The sequence below is a fragment of the Corallococcus exercitus genome (genome assembly GCF_003611585.1).
Taxonomy (GTDB): Bacteria; Myxococcota; Myxococcia; order Myxococcales; family Myxococcaceae; genus Corallococcus; species Corallococcus exercitus.
Genome location: NZ_RAVW01000177.1, coordinates 1 through 18,567 on the forward strand (window position 1 = coordinate 1; position 18,567 = coordinate 18,567).

General features: G+C 68.9%; 20 protein-coding genes. 2 read left to right on the plus strand and 18 right to left on the minus strand.

The window, feature by feature from the left end:
- The 6 genes from D7W79_RS21625 to D7W79_RS21650 form a co-directional block, all read right to left on the minus strand.
- On the minus strand, positions 1-1,079 hold a 1,079-nt coding region (locus D7W79_RS21625), incomplete at its 3' end, for an ArsA family ATPase (protein WP_147442003.1).
- Between the two features lie 337 nt (positions 1,080-1,416).
- On the minus strand, positions 1,417-2,856 hold the full coding sequence (gene nla6 / locus D7W79_RS21630; protein WP_120527285.1) for an enhancer binding protein Nla6: 1,440 nt from the start codon (positions 2,854-2,856) through the stop codon (positions 1,417-1,419).
- Positions 2,857-2,931: 75 nt separating this feature from the next.
- A complete protein-coding gene (locus D7W79_RS21635) occupies positions 2,932-3,564 on the minus strand; it encodes a histidine kinase dimerization/phospho-acceptor domain-containing protein (RefSeq protein ID WP_338078816.1) in 633 nt (210 codons plus the stop codon).
- 285 nt (positions 3,565-3,849) lie between these two features.
- Positions 3,850-4,308, minus strand: a complete 459-nt coding sequence (locus D7W79_RS21640; protein WP_120527287.1) for a deoxycytidylate deaminase — start codon at positions 4,306-4,308, stop codon at positions 3,850-3,852.
- A gap of 84 nt (positions 4,309-4,392) precedes the next feature.
- The gene (locus tag D7W79_RS21645) at positions 4,393-5,283 is read right to left on the minus strand and encodes a S1C family serine protease (RefSeq protein WP_120527288.1); all 891 of its coding nucleotides are present in this window, start codon (positions 5,281-5,283) and stop codon (positions 4,393-4,395) included.
- Positions 5,284-5,431: 148 nt separating this feature from the next.
- A complete protein-coding gene (locus D7W79_RS21650) occupies positions 5,432-7,687 on the minus strand; it encodes a PrkA family serine protein kinase (protein WP_120527289.1) in 2,256 nt (751 codons plus the stop codon).
- A gap of 331 nt (positions 7,688-8,018) precedes the next feature.
- Here D7W79_RS21650 and D7W79_RS21655 point away from each other — a divergent pair, with 331 nt between their 5' ends.
- A complete protein-coding gene (locus D7W79_RS21655; protein WP_120527290.1) occupies positions 8,019-9,539 on the plus strand; it encodes an Hsp70 family protein in 1,521 nt (506 codons plus the stop codon).
- Positions 9,540-9,629: 90 nt separating this feature from the next.
- Here the strand turns inward: D7W79_RS21655 and clpX are convergent, their stop codons facing one another.
- From clpX to D7W79_RS21670, 3 genes are all read right to left on the minus strand, one after another.
- Entirely contained in the window at positions 9,630-10,907 is a 1,278-nt protein-coding gene (gene clpX / locus D7W79_RS21660) for an ATP-dependent Clp protease ATP-binding subunit ClpX (protein ID WP_120527291.1), read from the minus strand.
- A 223-nt stretch (positions 10,908-11,130) separates the two neighbouring features.
- Positions 11,131-11,784, minus strand: a complete 654-nt coding sequence (locus D7W79_RS21665) for a hypothetical protein (protein WP_171413226.1) — start codon at positions 11,782-11,784, stop codon at positions 11,131-11,133.
- 27 nt (positions 11,785-11,811) lie between these two features.
- On the minus strand, positions 11,812-12,723 hold the full coding sequence (locus D7W79_RS21670) for an AgmX/PglI C-terminal domain-containing protein (RefSeq protein WP_120527293.1): 912 nt from the start codon (positions 12,721-12,723) through the stop codon (positions 11,812-11,814).
- Positions 12,724-12,766: 43 nt separating this feature from the next.
- On the opposite strand from D7W79_RS21670, the gene D7W79_RS21675 reads away from it, so the two are divergent.
- Positions 12,767-13,627, plus strand: a complete 861-nt coding sequence (locus tag D7W79_RS21675; protein ID WP_120527294.1) for a tRNA pseudouridine synthase A — start codon at positions 12,767-12,769, stop codon at positions 13,625-13,627.
- Between the two features lie 10 nt (positions 13,628-13,637).
- Here D7W79_RS21675 and D7W79_RS21680 read toward each other — a convergent pair whose 3' ends face one another.
- The 9 genes from D7W79_RS21680 to D7W79_RS21720 form a co-directional block, all read right to left on the minus strand.
- Entirely contained in the window at positions 13,638-13,802 is a 165-nt protein-coding gene (locus tag D7W79_RS21680) for a ribbon-helix-helix domain-containing protein (protein WP_014396701.1), read from the minus strand.
- Between the two features lie 63 nt (positions 13,803-13,865).
- Positions 13,866-14,405, minus strand: coding sequence for a hypothetical protein (locus tag D7W79_RS21685; protein WP_244221894.1), 540 nt, complete (start codon positions 14,403-14,405; stop codon positions 13,866-13,868).
- Complete coding sequence (gene larE / locus D7W79_RS21690) at positions 14,402-15,304, minus strand: ATP-dependent sacrificial sulfur transferase LarE (RefSeq protein WP_120527295.1); 903 nt, start codon at positions 15,302-15,304, stop codon at positions 14,402-14,404. Before larE ends, D7W79_RS21685 begins: the two co-directional genes overlap by 4 nt.
- A 90-nt stretch (positions 15,305-15,394) precedes the next feature.
- On the minus strand, positions 15,395-16,165 hold the full coding sequence (gene cysC, locus D7W79_RS21695; RefSeq protein ID WP_120527296.1) for an adenylyl-sulfate kinase: 771 nt from the start codon (positions 16,163-16,165) through the stop codon (positions 15,395-15,397).
- A 157-nt stretch (positions 16,166-16,322) separates the two neighbouring features.
- Positions 16,323-16,856, minus strand: coding sequence for a M67 family metallopeptidase (locus tag D7W79_RS21700; RefSeq protein WP_338078817.1), 534 nt, complete (start codon positions 16,854-16,856; stop codon positions 16,323-16,325).
- Positions 16,775-17,407, minus strand: a complete 633-nt coding sequence (locus tag D7W79_RS21705) for a HesA/MoeB/ThiF family protein (protein ID WP_120527298.1) — start codon at positions 17,405-17,407, stop codon at positions 16,775-16,777. Before D7W79_RS21705 ends, D7W79_RS21700 begins: the two co-directional genes overlap by 82 nt.
- A gap of 10 nt (positions 17,408-17,417) precedes the next feature.
- The gene (locus D7W79_RS21710) at positions 17,418-17,690 is read right to left on the minus strand and encodes a ubiquitin-like small modifier protein 1 (protein ID WP_120527299.1); all 273 of its coding nucleotides are present in this window, start codon (positions 17,688-17,690) and stop codon (positions 17,418-17,420) included.
- Between the two features lie 3 nt (positions 17,691-17,693).
- Complete coding sequence (locus D7W79_RS21715) at positions 17,694-17,933, minus strand: sulfurtransferase TusA family protein (protein WP_014396694.1); 240 nt, start codon at positions 17,931-17,933, stop codon at positions 17,694-17,696.
- Positions 17,921-18,567: HesA/MoeB/ThiF family protein (locus D7W79_RS21720; RefSeq protein WP_147442004.1), on the minus strand; the 647-nt coding region annotated here is incomplete at its 5' end. The genes D7W79_RS21715 and D7W79_RS21720, both read right to left, overlap by 13 nt.

An 18,567-nucleotide genomic window follows, 5' to 3' on the forward strand; every position in this document is an offset into this window, starting at 1 on the left:
ACCCCGCCCTGCCCCACGAAGAAGATGAGCCGCGTGGGCGGCAGCGGGGGCGCCGCGATGGGAGGCATGGACGGGGCGCGCACCAGCGCCGGAGGCCCTTCGGCCGCGCTGAACTCCAGCGCCTTGGTCTCCTTGCCCGCCGCCCACTCCTTGGCGAACTCCTTCAGCCCGTCCAGCCCCCGGGGCGCCACCTCGCGGCGGCCCAGCAGGTTCACGGGCACGGTCTTGTCCAGCGCCTGGTACTTGCGCACGTGGGGCGCCTGCAGGCCGCGGCGGCCCTGGCACGCCGGACAGCCCTCGTGGTCCTCCACCTGGTTGACCACGACTTCCGTCACCGGCAGCCCGCGCTCGCGCAGCTGGGTGAAGTACATGCGCGTCTGCGCTTCCGGCACCGGCTCCGCCAGCGCGACCAGGTGGAAGGCCGTGCGCGCGGGGTCCTTCAGCAGCGCCAGCAGCTTCTCCGCCTTCTGGCCCACCTGCTCCAGGAAGCCCGCGGGAGCCGCCTCCGCCGCCGCGGCCGCCTTCTTGCCCTTGCCGCTGGGGGCCGGGGCGGCGCGGTCCTGGCCCGCCTTCACGAAGCCCAGGAACTTGCGCAGCTGCGCCGGCATGTCGAACAGGCGCAGCGTGTGGCTGGTGGGCGCCGTGTCCACGACGATGCGGTCGAACTCGCCCGACTCCAGCAGGTCCACCACGTGGAAGAGGGCCACCAGCTCCTCCAGCCCGGGCACCGCCTGCTGGTAGAGCTTGCCCATCTCCTCGTCCGACAGGTGCGTGCCCTTCACCGCCGCCTTCGCCAGCGCCGGCAGGTACTCCGCCAGGAACGGCTTGAGCAGCGCGGCAGGGTTCAGCTCCGCTCCGAAGAGGCCGCCCTCGCCCTTGCCCGCCTGCAGCTTGGTGGGCTTCGCCGGCAGCTTCTTCTTCACGAGGTCCGACAGGGACTGGACCTGATCCAACGAGACAACCAGCACCTTCTGCTTGGGCGCTTCTTCGGAGAGCCTCACCGCGTACGCTGCCGCGAGCGTGGTCTTGCCGACCCCGCCCTTGCCGCCGAAGAAGTGAAGTACTCTCGCGTCGCTCATTGCGTTGTGGCCTTCCTTGTGCCCCCCCGGCGGCACCCCAGATGACTCACGTCGGACGACCGCACCATGGGGGGCGGACGTGGCCCGAAATGAAACGTCCCGGCCGGGCCCTCACCAACGGGTGGGAGAGGCCCGGAGGATCCCCCGTCCAGGGGGGAAAAGTCAAGAATTGACAGGGGTTTTCGAGACCTCCCCCGCCCGTTTAAACCGGCTTGGGGAGGCCCCGTGCGTGCCCTCCAGGAGCCCTGCCAAGGGCCTGGAATCCGGCCCTTCCCGCCTACCCATCAGGTCAGCGGCTGGCAGCCATCCGCCGCCAGCCCCAACGGGGTGGCGCTGATCAGCGGGTCAGGAAGCTGCTGGCCCCCATGGGGCCGTCGTTGCCCTGACCACCCAGGGGGCTGCCGCCACCCGGGGTGCCCTGCGCCCGGTTCTCCGCCGCGTAGCGGTTGAGCTTGTTGTAGAGCGTCTTCTCGCTCACCCCCAGCACCTCCGCCGTGCGGGCCTTGTTGTTCCCGTTGCGCTGGAGGCTGCCCAGGATGTACTCGCGCTCCACGGCGTCCAGGCTCAGGCCGAACGGCAGCTTGAACGTGTGGCGCTCCGGGCTCTTGCCGGCCATGTCGGGCGGCAGGTGCTCGCGGGTGATCAGCTCCCCGTCGCAGAGGATGACGGCGCGCTCCACGGCGTTGCGCAGCTCGCGAATGTTGCCCGGCCAGTCGTAGTTCTTGAGCACCTCCATCGCGTCCGGGTGCACGCCGGAGACGCGCTTGGCGGAGTCCCCGCGGAACTTGTCCACGAAGTGCTGGACCAGGATGGGCACGTCGTCCCGGCGCTCGCGCAGGGGCGGCAGGTGCAGCTGGAACACGTTGAGGCGGAAGTAGAGGTCCTCGCGGAAGCGCTGGTTCTTGATCTCCTGCTTCAGGTCGCGGTTCGTGGCGGACAGCACGCGCACGTCCACTTCGATCTCCACCTTGCCGCCCAGCCGGCGCAGGCGGCCCTCTTCCAGCACGCGCAGGAGCTTGGCCTGCAGGTCGATGGGGATTTCACCCAACTCGTCCAGGAAGAGCGTGCCGCCGTGGGCCATCTCGAACACGCCCGGGCGGCGCTGATCCGCGCCGGTGAAGGCGCCGCGCTCGTGACCGAAGAGCTCGGATTCAATCAGCGTCGCGGGAATGGACGCGCAGTTGATGGCGATGAAGGGCTTGTCGCGGCGCAGGGACAGGTTGTGCACCGTGCGGGCCACCACTTCCTTGCCCGTGCCGGACTCGCCGCTGATGGAGACGGAGGCCTTGGAGGGGGCCACCTTCTCGATCATCTCGATGACCTTGCGCATCCCGGTGGAGCCGGCGATGAGGTCCGTGGAGCCCAGCTGCTTGAGGCGGCGCCGGAGCGTCTGCACCTCGCGCATGGTCTCCTTCTTCTCCAGCGCGCGGTCGATGCAGACCTTGAGCCGCGCGGTGTCCAGCGGCTTCACGATGAAGTCGTAGGCACCCTCGCGGATGGACTCCACCGCGGTGTCGATGGTGCCGCGGCCGGTGAGGAACACCACCGGGCAGTCCGGCAGCTCCTCGCGCAGGTTGCGCAGGAGCCACAGGCCGTCCGTCTCCGGCATGGCGAGATCCGACAGGACGACGTCGGGCCGGAACTCACCGGCCTTGCGGAGGGCGTCATGCCCGTCGAACGCGGTCTCGACCTTGTGACCCCAGGCGGACAACATCTCCGCCAGGGCCTCGCAGGTCTCACGTTCGTCATCCACGGCCAGGATTCGTGCGCTGCCCAAGGTGAAAACCTCCACTGCGATGAAGCGTGATGAAAAACCGGATGGAAGACCGTCAGCGCCTGAAGAGGGGGAACCTCAGGCGCGCGGGAACACGAGGCGGCACGTGCCCGCCTGAATGCTGAATTCGATGCCCAGCTGGGCCGCGCGAAGCGTCAGCGCGGCCACGGTGTCCGTCGCCCGCTCGGGCGCCGAGGAGCCGTCCACGACCTCCAGCACCGCCTGAGGACCTTCGGCGCGGACGGCGACGACCACGGTGCCGCCGGACTCCGCGCGCTGGAAGGCGCGCATCAGCACCTGCACCAGGAAGAACCCCAGCTCGGTGGTGTCCTCCATGCGGGCCTGCACGTCCGGCTCGATGGCGCGGGTGACCTGGAGTCGGCGCCGGCGGCTCTCGTGGCCCAGCACGTCCAGGGCCTTGCCGGTGGCATCCGACAGCGGCGCGTCCCCGGAGGGGCCCGCCCCGCGAAACACGATGAAGTCCGAGAAGAGCTTGAGCAGCCCGTCCACGCGAGCGATCTGCTCGCGCATGGCCTTGAGGTTCTTCTCCTGCGTGGCCGGCACCTGGCCGGACTCGCCCTTGAGCTTCTCGGAGAGCACCTCGAGATGGATGGCCAGCGCGTTGAGCGGGTTGCGCACGTCGTGCAACAGGCTGTCCATCAGCGGCGGAACCGCGTCATAGCGGGCAGCGCCCACCACGGGATCCGACACATCCTGGACAGAGGGCACACTGCTAGCCATTGCTGTTGAGCTAACCACCTGGAACTCCTAGGAATTTCCGTCTCCCCACCCCCGCCGCCGCCCTACCGGAGCCAGGATTTAGGGAGCACCCCGGGGATCGTCAACCCTGGGTCGGTAATTCTTGCCGGAGTTCTAAAATTCCCGTGTCGGAACGGCCACTTAGGACCTCTCCCAAGTGTCATTCAACGAACGGGAACCCTGCACCGCGCGATCACCGCGTCCAGGGGTTGTCCACCCCCGGACACGGCGGCGCCTTCACGTCCCGGTTGCGGGCACCGGAGGCTGCGCGGCGGCGCCCAGGCCGACGAGCTGGAGGCCCAGCCGGGCCGCGTACTCGAAGATGCGCGGGTCCCGGTAGAACTCGCCGAACACGATGCGGGTGCAGCCGCTGTTCGCGATCAGCTTGAAGCACGGCCAGCAGGGGCTGGCGGTCGTGTAGATGGTCGCGCCATCAATGCCGACGCCGTTCTTCGCCGCCTGGATGATGGCGTTGGCCTCCGCGTGGACGGTGGCCACGCAGTGGCCGTTTTCCATCATGTGGCCCACCTCGTCGCAGTGGGGCAGGCCGCGGATGGCGCCGTTGTAGCCGGTGGACAGGATGGTCTTGTCCCGCACCAGCACCGCGCCCACATGCTTGCGGTCACAGGTGGCGCGGGTGGCCACCTGCTGGGCGATGTCCATGAAGTACTGATCCCAATTGCCCCGAGCGGACATGCGCGTGAACCCTCCAGCGGATGAGCCCGCAGCTCTAACGCCGGATCAGCGCCGCACCAATTTCCAGGCCGGGGCGCTGTCGGATCAGCGACTCGCGGTCTTCTGAGGCCCCGCGCCGTCCGCGTCCGCGGAGCGCTCCAGCAGCCGGCCGAAGCCCTTCGCCTGCATGAAGCCGCGCACCTTGGCGCTGGGCGCGGCGAAGGTCTCCCCGGGCATGGGCACGTCGAAGCTGAAGTTCTGGGCGGCGACCTCGAAGTCCACCTTCGCGGTGCGGTAGCCCTCCACGATGGCCAGGAGGCGCCCCGTCTCCATGCTGAAGATGCCGCCGCCGGAGGCCCCGTAGCCGATGGGCGCGTCCGTCTTCAGCATGCGCGGGTGCTTCGTCTGCTTGTCCCATTCCACCTGGGACACCATGCCGCCGGAGATGGACAGCGCGCGGCCGTACGGGGACGCCGCCACCACCACGTCCTCGCCCGGCTCCGGCTCGTCGTCCGCCGCCAGCTCCGCCACGGGCCACGTCACGCCCGTCACGCGCAGCAGCGCCAGGTCCACGTCCGGCACCTCGCCCGTGGCCACCACCTCCGCGGCGTACTCGTGCGACTCCGCGCGCCGGTCCAGCACGACCTTGAGCACGGGGTCCGTGAGGTCGCCCTTCTCCACCGCGTGCGCGTTGGTGAGCACGTAGCTGACGGGGCCGGACTCCCCGGCCTCCGTCCCGATGACGACGCCCGACGCCGAGCGGCGCACCTTGCCGCCCTCCGTCGTCACCAGCCGCACGTTGAGCGGGAGGATGCGCCGCACCATCGCCTTGCGCGTGGGCTTCGGCGTGGGCTCGGGCCTGGACAGCACCCGCTCCACCCGGAGCGGGGCCTGCGTGTGCGTCGCGACCGGGGTGTCCGACGAGGACTGCGACGGGGCACTGGCGCACGACACGAGGGCCCACAGGAGGGGGGTGCCCAACAGCAACCGGTTCATCAACACTCCAGGCGCAAGGAAGAGGAGGGACGAAAGACGACGACACACGCGCAAACTCGGTGTGAGGTCCCATCATCCCGAGCACCGGCCCGGATTGGGAAGCAGGCGAGCAGACATCGGCTTTCGGATGCCTGCCCGCCGCTCGCCATCAGCCGTAGCGCTGCCGCATCAGGAACAGGATGGCGTCCTTCGCGCAGAACTCGCAGTAGCCGTAGCGGTCCGCCATCGTCTTGAGCGTGTCCTGCACCTGGGACTGCTCGCGCGGGGAGAGCTGGTTGCGGTCCTCGGAGAGGTACTTGAGGATGTTCTCCTTGTTCTTGCGCAGCACGCGCTTGCGCTCCTCGAAGTAGTGGTCGCGCAGGCGCTTGAACATGTCCGGGAAGATGCGCGGGTAGTCCATGGCGCCGTCCGGGTTGTCCAGCCGGTGCGCGCCGATGCTCGCGATGAGCCCCCGGCGGAAGTCCGGAGGCGCCTCGCCCTGCGGCATCACGATGGCCTCCACCTCCGCCATGCGCGCCTCGTCCGGCTTCTCCGACTCGCCCGTCACGCGGTTGCGCATCTTCTCCCCGCGCACCCAGTGGCTGACGCTCTGGATGTAGCGCTCCACCAGCTCGCGGTACTGGCCTTCGGACACCAGGCCCATGGAGTCGCGCACTTCTGAATCCACGCGGTCCAGGTACTCGCCCTCCACCACGCGCACGAAGGTCTCGTGGTCGTGGTAGCCGTCCATCACCTCCTGGAGGAGGAACTCGTAGACGCTCTTGTCCTTGCAGAGCGCGTGCAGTTCCTCCAGCACCGCCAGCGCATGGAGGCACTTGTAATCCGGGTTCTGCGCGGCGTTGAAGAGCGCCGTCTTGATCTCCCGCGCGCTCGCGCCGGAGCGGCCCTCGTAGTTGGGGTACGCGTCGGACTCCTCGTACATCTCCTCGCGCAGCTTGAGCAGCTCCTTGGTGTTCGAGGACGACAGCCGCGCGGGCACCCCACCCTCCTGGTACAGGTGCATCTTCTCCGCGGGCGCCACCTGATCCACCAGCGGCTTCACGTTGGCCGGGTAGCGGTCCGGGATGGGCTTCTTCAGGCGCGTGAGCACCGCCCACATCGCGGCCACCTCCGTGGCGTGCGGCGCGACGTGCTTGCCCACGGACGTGGCGGTGATCTGCGCGTCGTAGATCTCCTGCTCGACCTTGTAGCGGCGCAGGTACGGCACGCGCACCAGCTCGATGCGGCCCTTGAACGACGCGAAGTCCGGCAGCTCCTTGAAGGCGCCCAGGTGCTTCTCGTTGGAGGACGCGATGAGCACCTCGTCCAGCTGGAGGACGAAGGGCTCCAGGGGCACCTCGCTCGTCTCGCTGAAGCCCAGCAGGTACTTGAAGGCCTCCAGCGGGCGCTTGAGCAGGTCCGCGTATTCAATCAGGCCGCGGTTGGCGTGTACCAGCGGGCCGTGCGGCTCGAAGAGCACCGTGCTGTGCAGCGCGGCGGGCAGGTTGAGCTGGGTGCGGTCCGCCGAAATCTGCTGCGCGGCGGCGTCCACGCTCATCTGCGGCTCCACCGTCACCGTGCCCACCTGGTAGCGGCGCGACACGTAGAAGCGCTCCACCTGCACGTGGCGAAGGACCTTGAGGTAGTCCCCGCCGTAGGAGTTGAGCAATGCCGTGTAGATGCGGCGGCACTTGGCGCACAGCTCGCCGTCGCGCACGTAGTCGGACAGGATGAAGTCCCCCGTCTCCCCGTCGCCGGTGCCCAGCCCCTTCTTCTTGAGCGCCCCCTCCAGCAGGGCCTTGCGCTCCGCCGGCGGAACCGCGAACAGCGGATGGTCGCGCAGCTCGCAGGGCATGCGCAGGTCCAGGTCCTCCGCGTCCAGGTGGGCGTACGTGGTGAGCTCGCCCTCGGTGGACTTCGTGCCCGCGCGCTCGCCGAAGCCGATGGAGCCCTTGATGAGCTTCTCCGACGGGAACACCCACGCGATGCGGTAGAGGGCCCCTTGAGGCTGGCGGGAGTAGTCCTCCATCCCCTGCTTCAGCGCGTTGACCAGGCTGGACTTCGCGCTGCCGTTGGGGCCGTGCAGCATGATGAGCTTGTTGATGCGGCCGGCGCGCACGAAGTTGCCCAGGATGCGGTAGAGGGCGTTCTGCACCTCCTCCTGCCCGGCGACGCGGCCGTCATGGTCGGCGGACGGGACGTCGAAGACCTTGAAGCGCCGGATGGTGCCGGTGGGGTGCGGTACGGCTTCCGTGCCGTAGTGGTCCATCACGTCCCGCAGGTACTGCGCCGCGTTGCGCGACTGGCCCCGCGGGTCCGTGAAGAAGAGCGTCAGGTACTCCTCGAAGGACAGGATGGACCGGTTCTTGACGAAGTCGGCGCTGACCTGTGCGCCCACCTCTTGCAGATAGCCCTTCGCTTCCACGGCGGCTCCCCTCTGTGGGTGGGTAGTCTCTCGGATGTAGCCACGGCGCTTCGCCGTCGCATGTGAACCCCGGGGAACGACCTTCGTTCCCGGCCCGGGGGATGTAAACCTCCCGGGCGGCCGGTCTGTTCGGGGCCGCGCGCTTGGACGCCGGCCGTGTCCCACCCGGCCAGGCGGGCGCCCGGGGTGGGACGTTCAGGCGCGCTGGAAGTTTGAGGGCGTCCGTCGGATGACGGATGGTTGGTGATTCGCGCACCCGGGATGGGTGAGATACGGTCCCGGACTGCCACACCCCACAGAGCCGCAACGCCTCACCCGGAGCCCACACGCGATGCACAAGGAGCCCATCATCGGCATCGACCTCGGCACGACGAACTCGTGCGCGGCGATCGTCGAGGACAGCGGGAACGTCAAGCTCATCCCCTACAAGGGCGGCGAGTACACCATCCCCTCCATCTTCGCCATCGACGACAAGGGCAACGAGCTCATCGGCTTCGAGGCGAAGCGCCAGTGGCAGCTCAACCCGCGCAACACCGTCTACGGCGCCAAGCGCCTGGTCGGCGTCAACTACAGCAGTGACGTCGTCGGCGTGATGAAGAAGTCCGTGGCGTACAACATGCGCGCCGGGGCCAAGAACGACGTCACCCTGGACGTGGGCAAGAAGGAGTTCACCCTCCAGGAGATCAGCGCGAAGATCCTGGGGAAGATCCGCGACGTCGCCGCCAACTACCTGAAGACGCCCATCAAGCGCGCGGTGGTGACGGTGCCCGCGTACTTCAACGACCGGCAGCGCCAGTCGGTGAAGGACGCCGGCAAGCTCATCGACCTGGAGGTGGTGCGCATCATCAACGAGCCCACCGCGGCGGCGCTCGCCTACGGCGTGGGCAAGACGCTCAAGGAGAAGGTCGTCATCTACGACCTGGGCGGCGGCACCTTCGACGTCTCCATCATCGAGATCCGCGACCGCGTCTTCGAGGTGAAGGCCACCGGCGGCGACGTGTTCCTGGGCGGCATCGACTTCGACAACGCCATCATCCACCACGTCCTCAAGGACTTCGCGGCCAAGACGGGCATCGACCTGGCCACGGACCCGGTGGCCATGCAGCGCATCAAGGACCTGGCGGAGCGGACCAAGATCGACCTGTCCGCGCGCGAGGAAGTGCCCTTCAACATCCCCTTCATCACGATGACGGCGCAGGGCCAGCCCCTGAACATCGAGATGAAGTTCACGCGCAAGATGCTGGAGCAGCTGACGAACCAGCTCGTCGACCGCACCCTCCAGATGGTGGCGCGCGTGCTGGTGGACTCCGGCCTGTCCACCAAGGACATCGACGAAGTGATGCTGGTGGGCGGCCAGACGCGCATGCCCGTCGTGCAGGACCGGCTCACCAAGTTCTTCGGCAAGCCGCCCAGCAAGGGCGTGCACCCGGACGAGGCGGTGGCCATTGGCGCGGCGCTCTACGCGCACTCGCTCGAGGACAACACCAACCTGCGCATCCAGCTGCTGGACGTGATTCCCATGGCCATTGGCCTGGAGCGCGGCGACGGCGGCTTCCACGTCGTCTTCCCGCGCAACGCGTCCATCCCCAACGCGAAGCAGCTCCTGGCCACGACGAGCATCGACAACCAGACCGAGCTCGCCATGCGCATCTACCAGGGCGACCACGACACGGTGGCGCGCAACGACCTGCTGGGCGAGTTCACCTTCTCCGGCATCATGCCCGCCAAGGCCGGCACGGTGAACGTGGAGATCATCTTCGACGTGAGCGTGGAGGGCATCCTCACCATGCGCGCGAAGGACCCCGCCACCGGCCGCGAGATGAAGACCACGGTGCGCGTCACGCAGAGCTGAAGCGAAGGGCGCCGCCAGAAACACCACGGCGCCCCTGCCTGCGAAGGCGAGGGGCGCCGGGTGGGAAGCAACGGACCGCCGGGGGAAACCTCAGGCGGTCTTCTTTTCCTTCTCCATGACGATCTGCGGAGGCTCGTGCTTGGTGATCACCTGTTCGGTGATCTTGCACTCCTTGACGCCCTCGCGGAACGGCACGTCGTACATGATCTCCAGCATCGCGTCCTCCATGATGGCGCGCAGGCCGCGCGCTCCGGAGTGACGGCGCATCGCCTCGCGGGCGATGGCGCGCAGCGCTTCCTTGGTGAAGGAGAGCTTCACCTTCTCGATCTCGAACATCTTCTGGTACTGCTTCACCAGGGCGTTCTTCGGGATCGTGAGGATGGTGACGAGGTCATCCTCCTTCAGGTCGTTGAGCGTCGCGATCATCGGCAGACGGCCGATGAACTCCGGGATCATCCCGAACTTCATCAGGTCTTCCGGCTCCGTCATGGCCAGCAGCTCACCCACGCTGCGCTCTTCCTTGTGGGTGATCTTCGCGCCGAAGCCCAGGCCCTTCTCACCCACGCGGCGTTTGATCACGCCGTCGATGCCGTGGAAGGCACCGCCGCAGATGAAGAGGATGTTGGTCGTGTCGACCTGGACGTACTCCTGCTGGTTGTACTTCTTGCCGCCGCGCGGGGTGACGTTGGCGCGGGTGCCTTCGATGATCTTCAGCAGGGCCTGCTGCACGCCCTCGCCGCCCACGTCGCGGGTGGCGCTGGGCATGTCGCCCTTGCGCGCGATCTTGTCGATCTCGTCGATGTAGACGATGCCGCGCGCCGCCTTCTCCACGTCGTAGTCGGCGTTGTGGAGGAGGTTCTGGATGATGTTCTCGACGTCCTCACCCACGTAGCCGGCCTCGGTGAGGCTGGTGGCGTCCGCGATGGTGAAGGGAACGTTGAGGAAGCGCGCCAGGGACTGGGCGAGCAGCGTCTTGCCGGAGCCCGTGGGGCCGATGAGCAGGATGTTGCTCTTCTGCAGCTCCACGTCCTCGCCGCCGGGGCTCTTCACACCGGGGCGCGGCCGGGCGGCCGGCTTCTTCTGGTAGATGCGCTTGTAGTGGTTGTAGACCGCGACCGAGAGGACCTTCTTCGCCTGGTCCTGACCGATGACGTAGTCGTCGAGGAACGCCTTGATCTCCAGTGGCGTGGGCAGGCTGACCTGCGGCTTGCCCTCCTCGCGTTCGTTCTCGTCCGCGATGATGTCGTTACACAGCTTGATGCACTCGTCGCAGATGTAGACCGTGGGTCCGGCGATGAGCTTCCGAACCTCGCGCTGCGATTTGCCGCAGAACGAGCAGGACAGGTTGACGTGGTGCTCCTTCTTCACTGCCGCCTCCGAGTTCGCCGGTCCCGGTTCGGGACCTTCTCCGCCGACCACCGCACTCCACCACCCGCGAAGCCGCCCACGTCTTTCGACGGCTCCAGGCCCACCTGCTACAGGCCCTGAACCCACTATAGGGCCCTCCCCTCCGGGCAGGAAGCCCGTCAGGAGTGCCCTTTCCCAGGAGCGTTCAGCCCAGGTCAACGGGTCGGTCTTGGATAACAGCGACTCAGGCGTCCGTCACGCTCGACGCGATCTCTTCGACATCGTCCGCGAGGGCGGCCGCCCGCTCGGCGACAGCGTTGGGGACTCGACGGCTTCCCGCCAGCTCGGAGGCGAGCTTGCGCGCCATCTGCGCCAGTTTCCGCACCTGGAGGCTCTCCGGCGGCGGCTCCGGCGGGGGCCGGGGGAAGCGCTCGGTGAATTCCTTCTTGAGCTCCGTGGGGGACTTCTCCGGGCTCCAGATGCTGTCGCGCAGGGACTTGTATTCCGTGGGGGACAGCTGGCCGCGCTCCTCGGCGTCGGCCAGGACTTCCACGACCTCGAAGGCGGGGGCCTTCTCCGGGAACTCCTGCTGCTGGAGCTCTTCCGGGGCTTCATGCTTGGCCAGGAAGCTGAACGAGCGCGTGAGCTTCAGCGCGGTCTGCTTCTTGATGTGCAGCTCCTTGAGGCAGTAGGCCTCGAAGGAGGCGTGGCCCCACTCCTCGTACTTGGCTTCGTCCCGGACCTGGACGAGCAGCTTGCCCAGTTCCGCCCAGGTGGACTTGAAGCGCTTGGCGGCGAGGAGGACGGTGTGGCGGAACGTCCCCGGGGGGACGCTCATGGCCTTCTTGGCGATTTCGACTTCGGCGACAGAGGCGGACATGCCTGTTGTATCGGGCACGTCCGCAGGGTGGGCAAGAAAGTCGCCCTACCCTCGCTTGCCGATATTGAACGAAAGCCCCACGGTGGCGCGCTCGCCGTCGTAGGCCTTGAAGGGCCACTTCTTCAGTTCGGCGAAGAGGCACTCGAAGAGTGGGCCCTGCTTGAACTGGGGGTTGTCCACCCACAGCTTCGCCACGCGGCCGTCGTTCCCGATGACGAACTCCATGGGAATCTTCGCGGCCAGGCCCGGCGTGCGCTCGGCCTCCTCCTTGAAGCAGCGGAAGAGCTTGGACTGGTTGCCGGCGACGACGCGGTTGATGGCGCCCTGGTCGAACTGCTGGGCCATCTCCAGGCCGTCGGGATCCGTGGAGACGCTGCCCGAACGGGGCGGCCGGTTGGCCGCGGCGGCGCTGGCCACCGCACCACTGCCCGCTGTCCTGGGGGTGGCACTGCCCTGCCCCGCAGGGCGATCCGGGCGGCGCGGGTCGTTGGACGGGTAGGCGAAGAGGTCCTCGTCGTCCCCCCGAGCCTGGGCCAGGCGGATGGTGGGCGGGTCCATGGTGATGCCGTCGCCCTCCTCTGTCGCGCCGAACAGGCCGTACACGGCGGCGTTGCGCGCCAGGTACCAGCCGGTGACGCCCAGGAGGAGCGCCACGCCCGCGGCGACCCCGCCCAGCACCTTCACGCGCTTCTGGTTGCGGGCCTGCTCCACGAGCATCGTCTGGGCGACGCGGCCCTGCGCCTCGTAGCGCGCGATGTGCACTTGGAAGGCGGCGGTGTCCCGGAGCGTCCGGAACTCCCGCTCACCCGCCGGCGCCACCGGACTGTCCGGGGTCAGTTCCCCCGTGTAGAGCTTCTCCACCACCTGGGATGCGGTGATGGGCCCCAGCACCAGGTCGCCCTGTCGGAAAAGCCACTGCCCATCACTGTCCACCGCGAGTTCTTGTCCGGCCAGCATTCGCGCGGGAGTATCGTGTGTCTCCCAGCGTCATCGCAACGCCGTGGCCAAGCCCTCGCTCAAACGAATTCCCGCCGTACTGTGGACTTGGTATCGCGGTGGAAACTTCCGCGGCTTCCAGCGCCAGGTAGAAGGCCCCACGGTCCAGGACGCGCTCGAAGACGCCCTGGAGCAGGCAGGCTCACCGGCGACGGTGATGCCGTCCGGGCGGACCGACCGGGGCGTGCACGCCCGGATGCAGGTCATCAGCCTGCGCCTGAACGAGGACGTGCCGCTGGACTCGCTGCCCGCGAGGCTCGCGCCGCACCTGCCCCCGGACGTGGGGCTGTGCATCGCGAAGCGGCCGCCGGGCGCGTTCCACGCCCAGTGGAGCGCGAGCGGCAAGGAGTACCGCTACCACCTGACGCTGGGCGCGCCGCCCTCGGAAACATGGCGACCGTACGCGCTGGACGTGGCGGCGGACGGGACGCTCCAGGCCGGGCACCGGGTGGCGCCGGAGCGGCTGGAGGCGCTGCTCGAGCGCGCCGTGGGCACGCGGGACTTCACCGCGTTCCACGAGCGCTCCAGTCCCCAGAAGCCGCGCACCCTCGCGTCCGCCACCCTGCGGGAGCTGGGCGGAGGGCTCTTCGAGGCGCGGCTGACGGGAGATGGCTTCGCGCGCTACCAGGTGCGGTACCTGGTGGGCAGCGCGCTGAAGGTGGCCGCGGGGCTCCTGTCCGAGGAGCAGTGGCACGCGGCGCTGGATGAGGGGACGTCCCTGGCCGGCTTCAAGGCCCCGGCGCATGGGCTGGTGCTGTGGGAGGTCCGCTATCCTTCCGCGGTGGACCCCTTCGGGCCCGGCGAGCGCCTCCACCCGCCCGGTCTGCCCGACGCGCCACCCTTCACGGGAGCGCCGCCGGGCTGACGTCGCGCTTTCAGTCCACGAAGCGCGCTTCGTACTTCGCCAGCAGATCCGAGATGGCCTCCCGGAGGTACTCGCTCTGACGGATGCGCGTGGTGCGCGACAGCTCCTTCAGGGCGTCCAGCTTCTCGCGATTGAGACGAAACACGACCGAGGTGAGGCGGGGATTCATGTCCAAGTGCGTGGCCTCCGACAGATGCACACACCCTCTCACAATGTCGGACAACCTCAAGAAAACAACCTACGAGGCCGAACCCACCGGGATGATCCACTGCAACCCGGTGAAGAGCTCGGTGTCCGCGCGCAGTCCGGAGCCGAACCCGAACGTGAAGCCGAGCCCGCCGTACAGCGCGAAATGATCCGAGAGGGTGTGTCTGGCGCCGAACCCTATGCGAGGCCCCAGCCACGGCCCAGAAATCGGACGCACGGAAACGCCGAGATCAAAGAAGGTCCGCCACGACTCGGATCCGAACACGCTGCGGTAGCCGGTGATCAGCGCCAGCTCCTCCCCGGGGCGGCCGGTGCTGCCGCGCGCGAGGAGGAACACCTCATCCCCCTCGTAGCCGACGGTGAGCCCCACCCCCAGATCCAGGTGCCCGGCGAGCCCGGACACGGCGGAGTCACCGCTGATCCGTTCGGTGTACGTGACCCCGGGCCCCACGGTGAGGATCAGCGAGCGCTGGCGCGCGTAGGGCCCGTCGTCCACGAACTCCGCGGCGGCGACGGGGGCGGCGGCCAGGCTCGGGAGGATCAGAAGGGCGACGGTGGGGAGACGCTTCACCCCACCACCGGGAGCTTGAAGCCCTCGGGACTCCCCTGCCCTGCCCCGGCCGCGGGGGTGATGCCGGCGGCCTCGTTGAGGCGGCCGGAGCGGAAGGGCTCCAGGTCCAGGGCCACGAACTTGAAGCCCAGGGACTTGAAGGCGCCGTTGATCCGCTCGCGGATGCCGGCCTCGAAGAAGCGCGGGTACTCCTCGCTGGCGAGTTCGATGCGCGCCACGTCCTGGTGGTAGCGCACGCGGAACTGCTTGAAGTCCAGGGCGCGCAGCTCCGACTCCGCGGCGGCGATCTGCAGGAGCCGGTCGCGCGTCACGGACGTGCCGTAGGGGATGCGCGACGCCAGGCACGCCATCTGCGGCTTGTCCCAGGTGGGCAGCCCCAGCTTGCGGCTCCACGCGCGGATCTCATCCTTGGTGAGCCCGGCCTGCGCCAGGGGGGACGACACCTGGTGCTCCTTGGCGGCCTTGTGGCCGGGGCGGTGATCCTTGAAGTCGTCCGCGTTGAAGCCGTCCAGCACCACGGAGAGGCCCAGCTCCGCGCGCTTCGCCTCGCAGAGGTCGTACAGCTCCGTCTTGCAGAAGTAGCAGCGGTTGGTGGGGTTGGCGGCGTAGTTGGGGTTCGCCAGCTCGTTGCTGGAGACGACGACGTGGCGGGCGCCCAGGCGGGCCGCCAGCTCGCGCGCCTCTCGCTCCTCCTCCGGGGCGACGGAGGCGGACAGCGCGGTGAGCGCCAGGGCACGCTCGCCCAGCACCTCCACCGCGACCTGGAGGACGAAGGTGGAGTCCACGCCGCCGGAGAACGCCACCAGCGCGCTGCCGTGGGCGCGCAGGGCTTCGCGCATCGCCTCCAGCTTGGGGCGGGACGCTTCACAGAGGGCTTCAATCCGCTCGGGGCTCAGCATGGGGGACTCCTAAAACGGAAGGGCCCCGGATTGCACGCGCATCGCGCGCGCAACCTGGAGCCCTTCGACAGTCAGGACGACGGCGGGGCCCTAGCGGGCCTTGCCCTTCACGGCCTTCTTCTTCGCGGCGGGGGCCGGCTTGCCCACGCGGGCGGCGCGGGTGGCCGGACGCGCCTTGGCGCCCTTGGAACCCTTGTCCGCCTTGGGCGTCTTCGCGGCCTTCACGGCGGCGACCCGGGCGGGGGCCTCCTCCTCGTCGCGGCGGGCCTTCTTCGCCGGCAGCGGGTTGGCCTTCATCTTCTTGCCGGTGATGATCTTCAGCTCGTCCGTCGTCATCAGGCCCAGGTCCAGCAGGGCCTGGAAGATCTTCGTGCCGCCGTCCTCCACCGACTCCGTGTCGGAGTAGATGGTCACCTCAGGGGAGGTGGGCGGCTCGTAGGGCTCCGTGATGCCGATGAAGTTCGGGATCTCGCCGTTGAGCGCCTTCTTGTACTTGCCGGTGGTGTCGCGCTCGATGAGCTTCTCCGTGGGGCAGTCGACGTAGACCTCCACGTACTTGCCCACCGAGCGGCGCACTTCCTCACGGCTCGACTTGTAGGGGCTAACGCAGGGGACGAGCACCGCCGTGCCGTTGCGGGCCAGGAGGCCGGCGACGAAGCCCAGGCGGCGCACCACCATGTTGCGCTCGTCCTTGGTGTCGCCGATGCCGGCCCACAGGTCGTTCTGGAGTTCGCCCTCGTCGAGGACCTCCACGTTGCGTCCGACCTGCCGGAGGCGCGCCGCGATGTAGGCGGCCGTCGTGCTCTTCCCGGTCCCGGACATGCCGGTCAGCCAGAGGGTGAAACCAGTGTTGGGGGCCATAAGGGTTCAAACTCCCTGCGTCCGGAGCGCTTCTTGCACGCGGCGTGGGACGCGGCAGATCCAATTGACCGCCGCTTTATAGACGATAACCCGGTCACTTGACAATTCGGACCCACCTTTCCGCAGGTGGGGTTGGTCGCCGGGCAAGTTCCCGCCCTTACACGGGTTTTTCAAACCTGAAATCCGCCAATGGAAGCGGAACAGTCTGAAAACCCCCCGTGCTCCAAACCGACTGGGAGGCGGAGGCTGCTCGGCCTCCGCGTATGGCGACTACAATATATGACACCTGGGGCAGCAGCGCGATTCCCGACGGAGCGGCCTGGCGTCGATCTTCGCTAGAGAACACTGCGGGCGCGTCCACGTGCGAGTGGAAGACACTGACCACGGCCTCCTGTCGCGTGTCCGCGTCCAGGCACACCTGGAGCCACGCCTCCGGCGCGAAGGCGTAGGCGACGCGTGGCGTGGGGGAGGCGTTGGGCAGGGGGACGACCCGCCAGGAGTTCCCCTCCCCCGCCCCGCTCCGGAGGATCACGCCGCAGCCCTCGTGGGGCCACGAGTCCTCCAGGTGGCGGATCATCCGGGCGAGGACTTCCGGGGGGACGGATTGGATCAGGGCTTCGCTTCCGCCGCCGCGCAGCGCGAGCACCGGCGCGGCTCCAGGTCCGTCATCGCGCCCGGCGCGCTCAACCACCTGCCGCCCAGCGACGGGCCCAACCCCAGCCGCAGCCGCTGGAACACCAGCGCACCCAGGGCGCCCAGGGCCACGCCCATCGCCCCGTCCGGCGGCGTGCCCAGGTGGCGCACCGTCTCTCCGAAGCACCAGACGCAGCCGTCCTTGCCCCGGAACACCACCGCGCCCCGCGCGCCGTCACCGCCCAGCGCGACCCAGGGGGCCTCGCCGCTCCAGGCCGCCGGCAGCTCCGCGAGCAGTCCGCCGCCGGGCGTGCCCACCGCGTCCGGGTTCACCTCCGGGACCACGCGCGCCAGCACCTCCGCCACCGGCTGGCCCACGTCCGCCGCCGACGCGAGGAACCCCGGCGACCAGGGCCCCATGGTCAGCGCGCCCACGCCCGTCACCGGGGTACCGCCGCCGGCCAGGTACGCCGTCGCGGTGAGGCCGGACGCGCCCAGGCCGTCCACGCGCGCGCCGCCCGACAGCAGGGCCTCCTGCCCGCGCCCGCCCACGTCCCGCAGGAGGATCTGCCGGGAGTAGCGGAGAATCTGATCCTCGCGCAGCGCCATGACGCCCCCTTCAGCCCCCCGCCATGGCCGGGATGAGGGTGATCCGGTCCGCGTCCTTCACCGGCGTTTCCAGGGCCTTGAGCGCGCGCATGTCCTCGTCGTTGACGAAGATGTTCACGTACCGGCGCACGGCGCCCTTGTCGTCGAAGAGGCGCGCGCCCATGCCAGGGTAGCGCGCTTCCAGGTCGCGCAGCACTTCGCCCACGGTGGCGCCGGTGGCCTGGACCTCGGCCTGGTTGCGCGTGAGCGTCCGCATGGGTGTGGGAATGCGAATCGTGGCCATGGCTTACTTCCCCCGCTTTCGGATGATCAACCGGTGCGTGCCGTCCCCGCGCGGATCCAGGGACACCACGTCGTGGCCCTCGTCCTTCGCGCTGCGGGGCACGTTCTTCAGGGGCTCGTCGCCCTTGAGCAGCACCTCCAGCAGCGTGTCCGGAGGCAGCGACTCCAGCTTCAGCTTGGTGCGCACGTAGGTCATCGGACACACCTCGCGGGTGATGTCCAACGTCGCCGTCACGTCGGGCATGCGGTGTCCTCCTGGGACGAGGGGAACGGGGGCAGCGACTGGATGTTGCAGCCCGGGCAGTCGGGCGCGCGCGTCACCTTCACCGTGCGCCCCTCCAGCGTCTCGCCGTCGAGCACGTGCAGCGTGGCCTGGCCCCGGGGCCCCGCCGCCGCGCCCGCCAGCAGCTCCAGCGCGAGCAGCGCCTGCACCGCGCCGATGAGCCCCGCCATCGCGCCCAGCACGCCCGCCTGCGCGCACGTGGGCACCGCGTCCGGGGGTGGCACGTCCTCGTAGAGGCAGCGCAGGCACGGGCCGCCGGGGTCGATGCGCAGGGCCTGGCCATGCATGCGCAGCACGCCGCCGTACACCAGCGGCACGCCGGTGAGCACCGCCACGTCCGACAGGAAGAACTTGGTGGCCACGCCGTCGGTGGCGTCCACCACCAGGTCGTGCTCGCGGAAGAGCGCTTCGGCGTTGCCCGCGTCCAGCCGTTCCGGCAGGGCCTCCACGCTCAGGCCGGGGAAGGCTCGAAGGAGGCCGGCGGCGGCGGACTCCGCCTTGAAGCGGCCCACGTCCTGGGTGCGATGCCAGAGCTGCCGGGGCAGGTTCGTCACGTCCACCCGGTCCGGATCCACCAGCGTCAGGTGGCCCACCC

Coding starts and splice junctions, on each gene's coding strand:
- D7W79_RS21655 (WP_120527290.1), top strand. CDS start 8,019: ATGCACAAGGAGCCCATCATCGGCATCGACCTCGGCACGACGAACTCG.
- D7W79_RS21705 (WP_120527298.1), bottom strand. CDS start 17,407: ATGGCGCTGCGCGAGGATCAGATTCTCCGCTACTCCCGGCAGATCCTC.
- D7W79_RS21640 (WP_120527287.1), bottom strand. CDS start 4,308: ATGTCCGCTCGGGGCAATTGGGATCAGTACTTCATGGACATCGCCCAG.
- D7W79_RS21645 (WP_120527288.1), bottom strand. CDS start 5,283: ATGAACCGGTTGCTGTTGGGCACCCCCCTCCTGTGGGCCCTCGTGTCG.
- cysC (WP_120527296.1), bottom strand. CDS start 16,165: ATGGCCCCCAACACTGGTTTCACCCTCTGGCTGACCGGCATGTCCGGG.
- D7W79_RS21710 (WP_120527299.1), bottom strand. CDS start 17,690: ATGGCCACGATTCGCATTCCCACACCCATGCGGACGCTCACGCGCAAC.
- D7W79_RS21670 (WP_120527293.1), bottom strand. CDS start 12,723: ATGCTGGCCGGACAAGAACTCGCGGTGGACAGTGATGGGCAGTGGCTT.
- larE (WP_120527295.1), bottom strand. CDS start 15,304: ATGCTGAGCCCCGAGCGGATTGAAGCCCTCTGTGAAGCGTCCCGCCCC.
- D7W79_RS21715 (WP_014396694.1), bottom strand. CDS start 17,933: ATGCCCGACGTGACGGCGACGTTGGACATCACCCGCGAGGTGTGTCCG.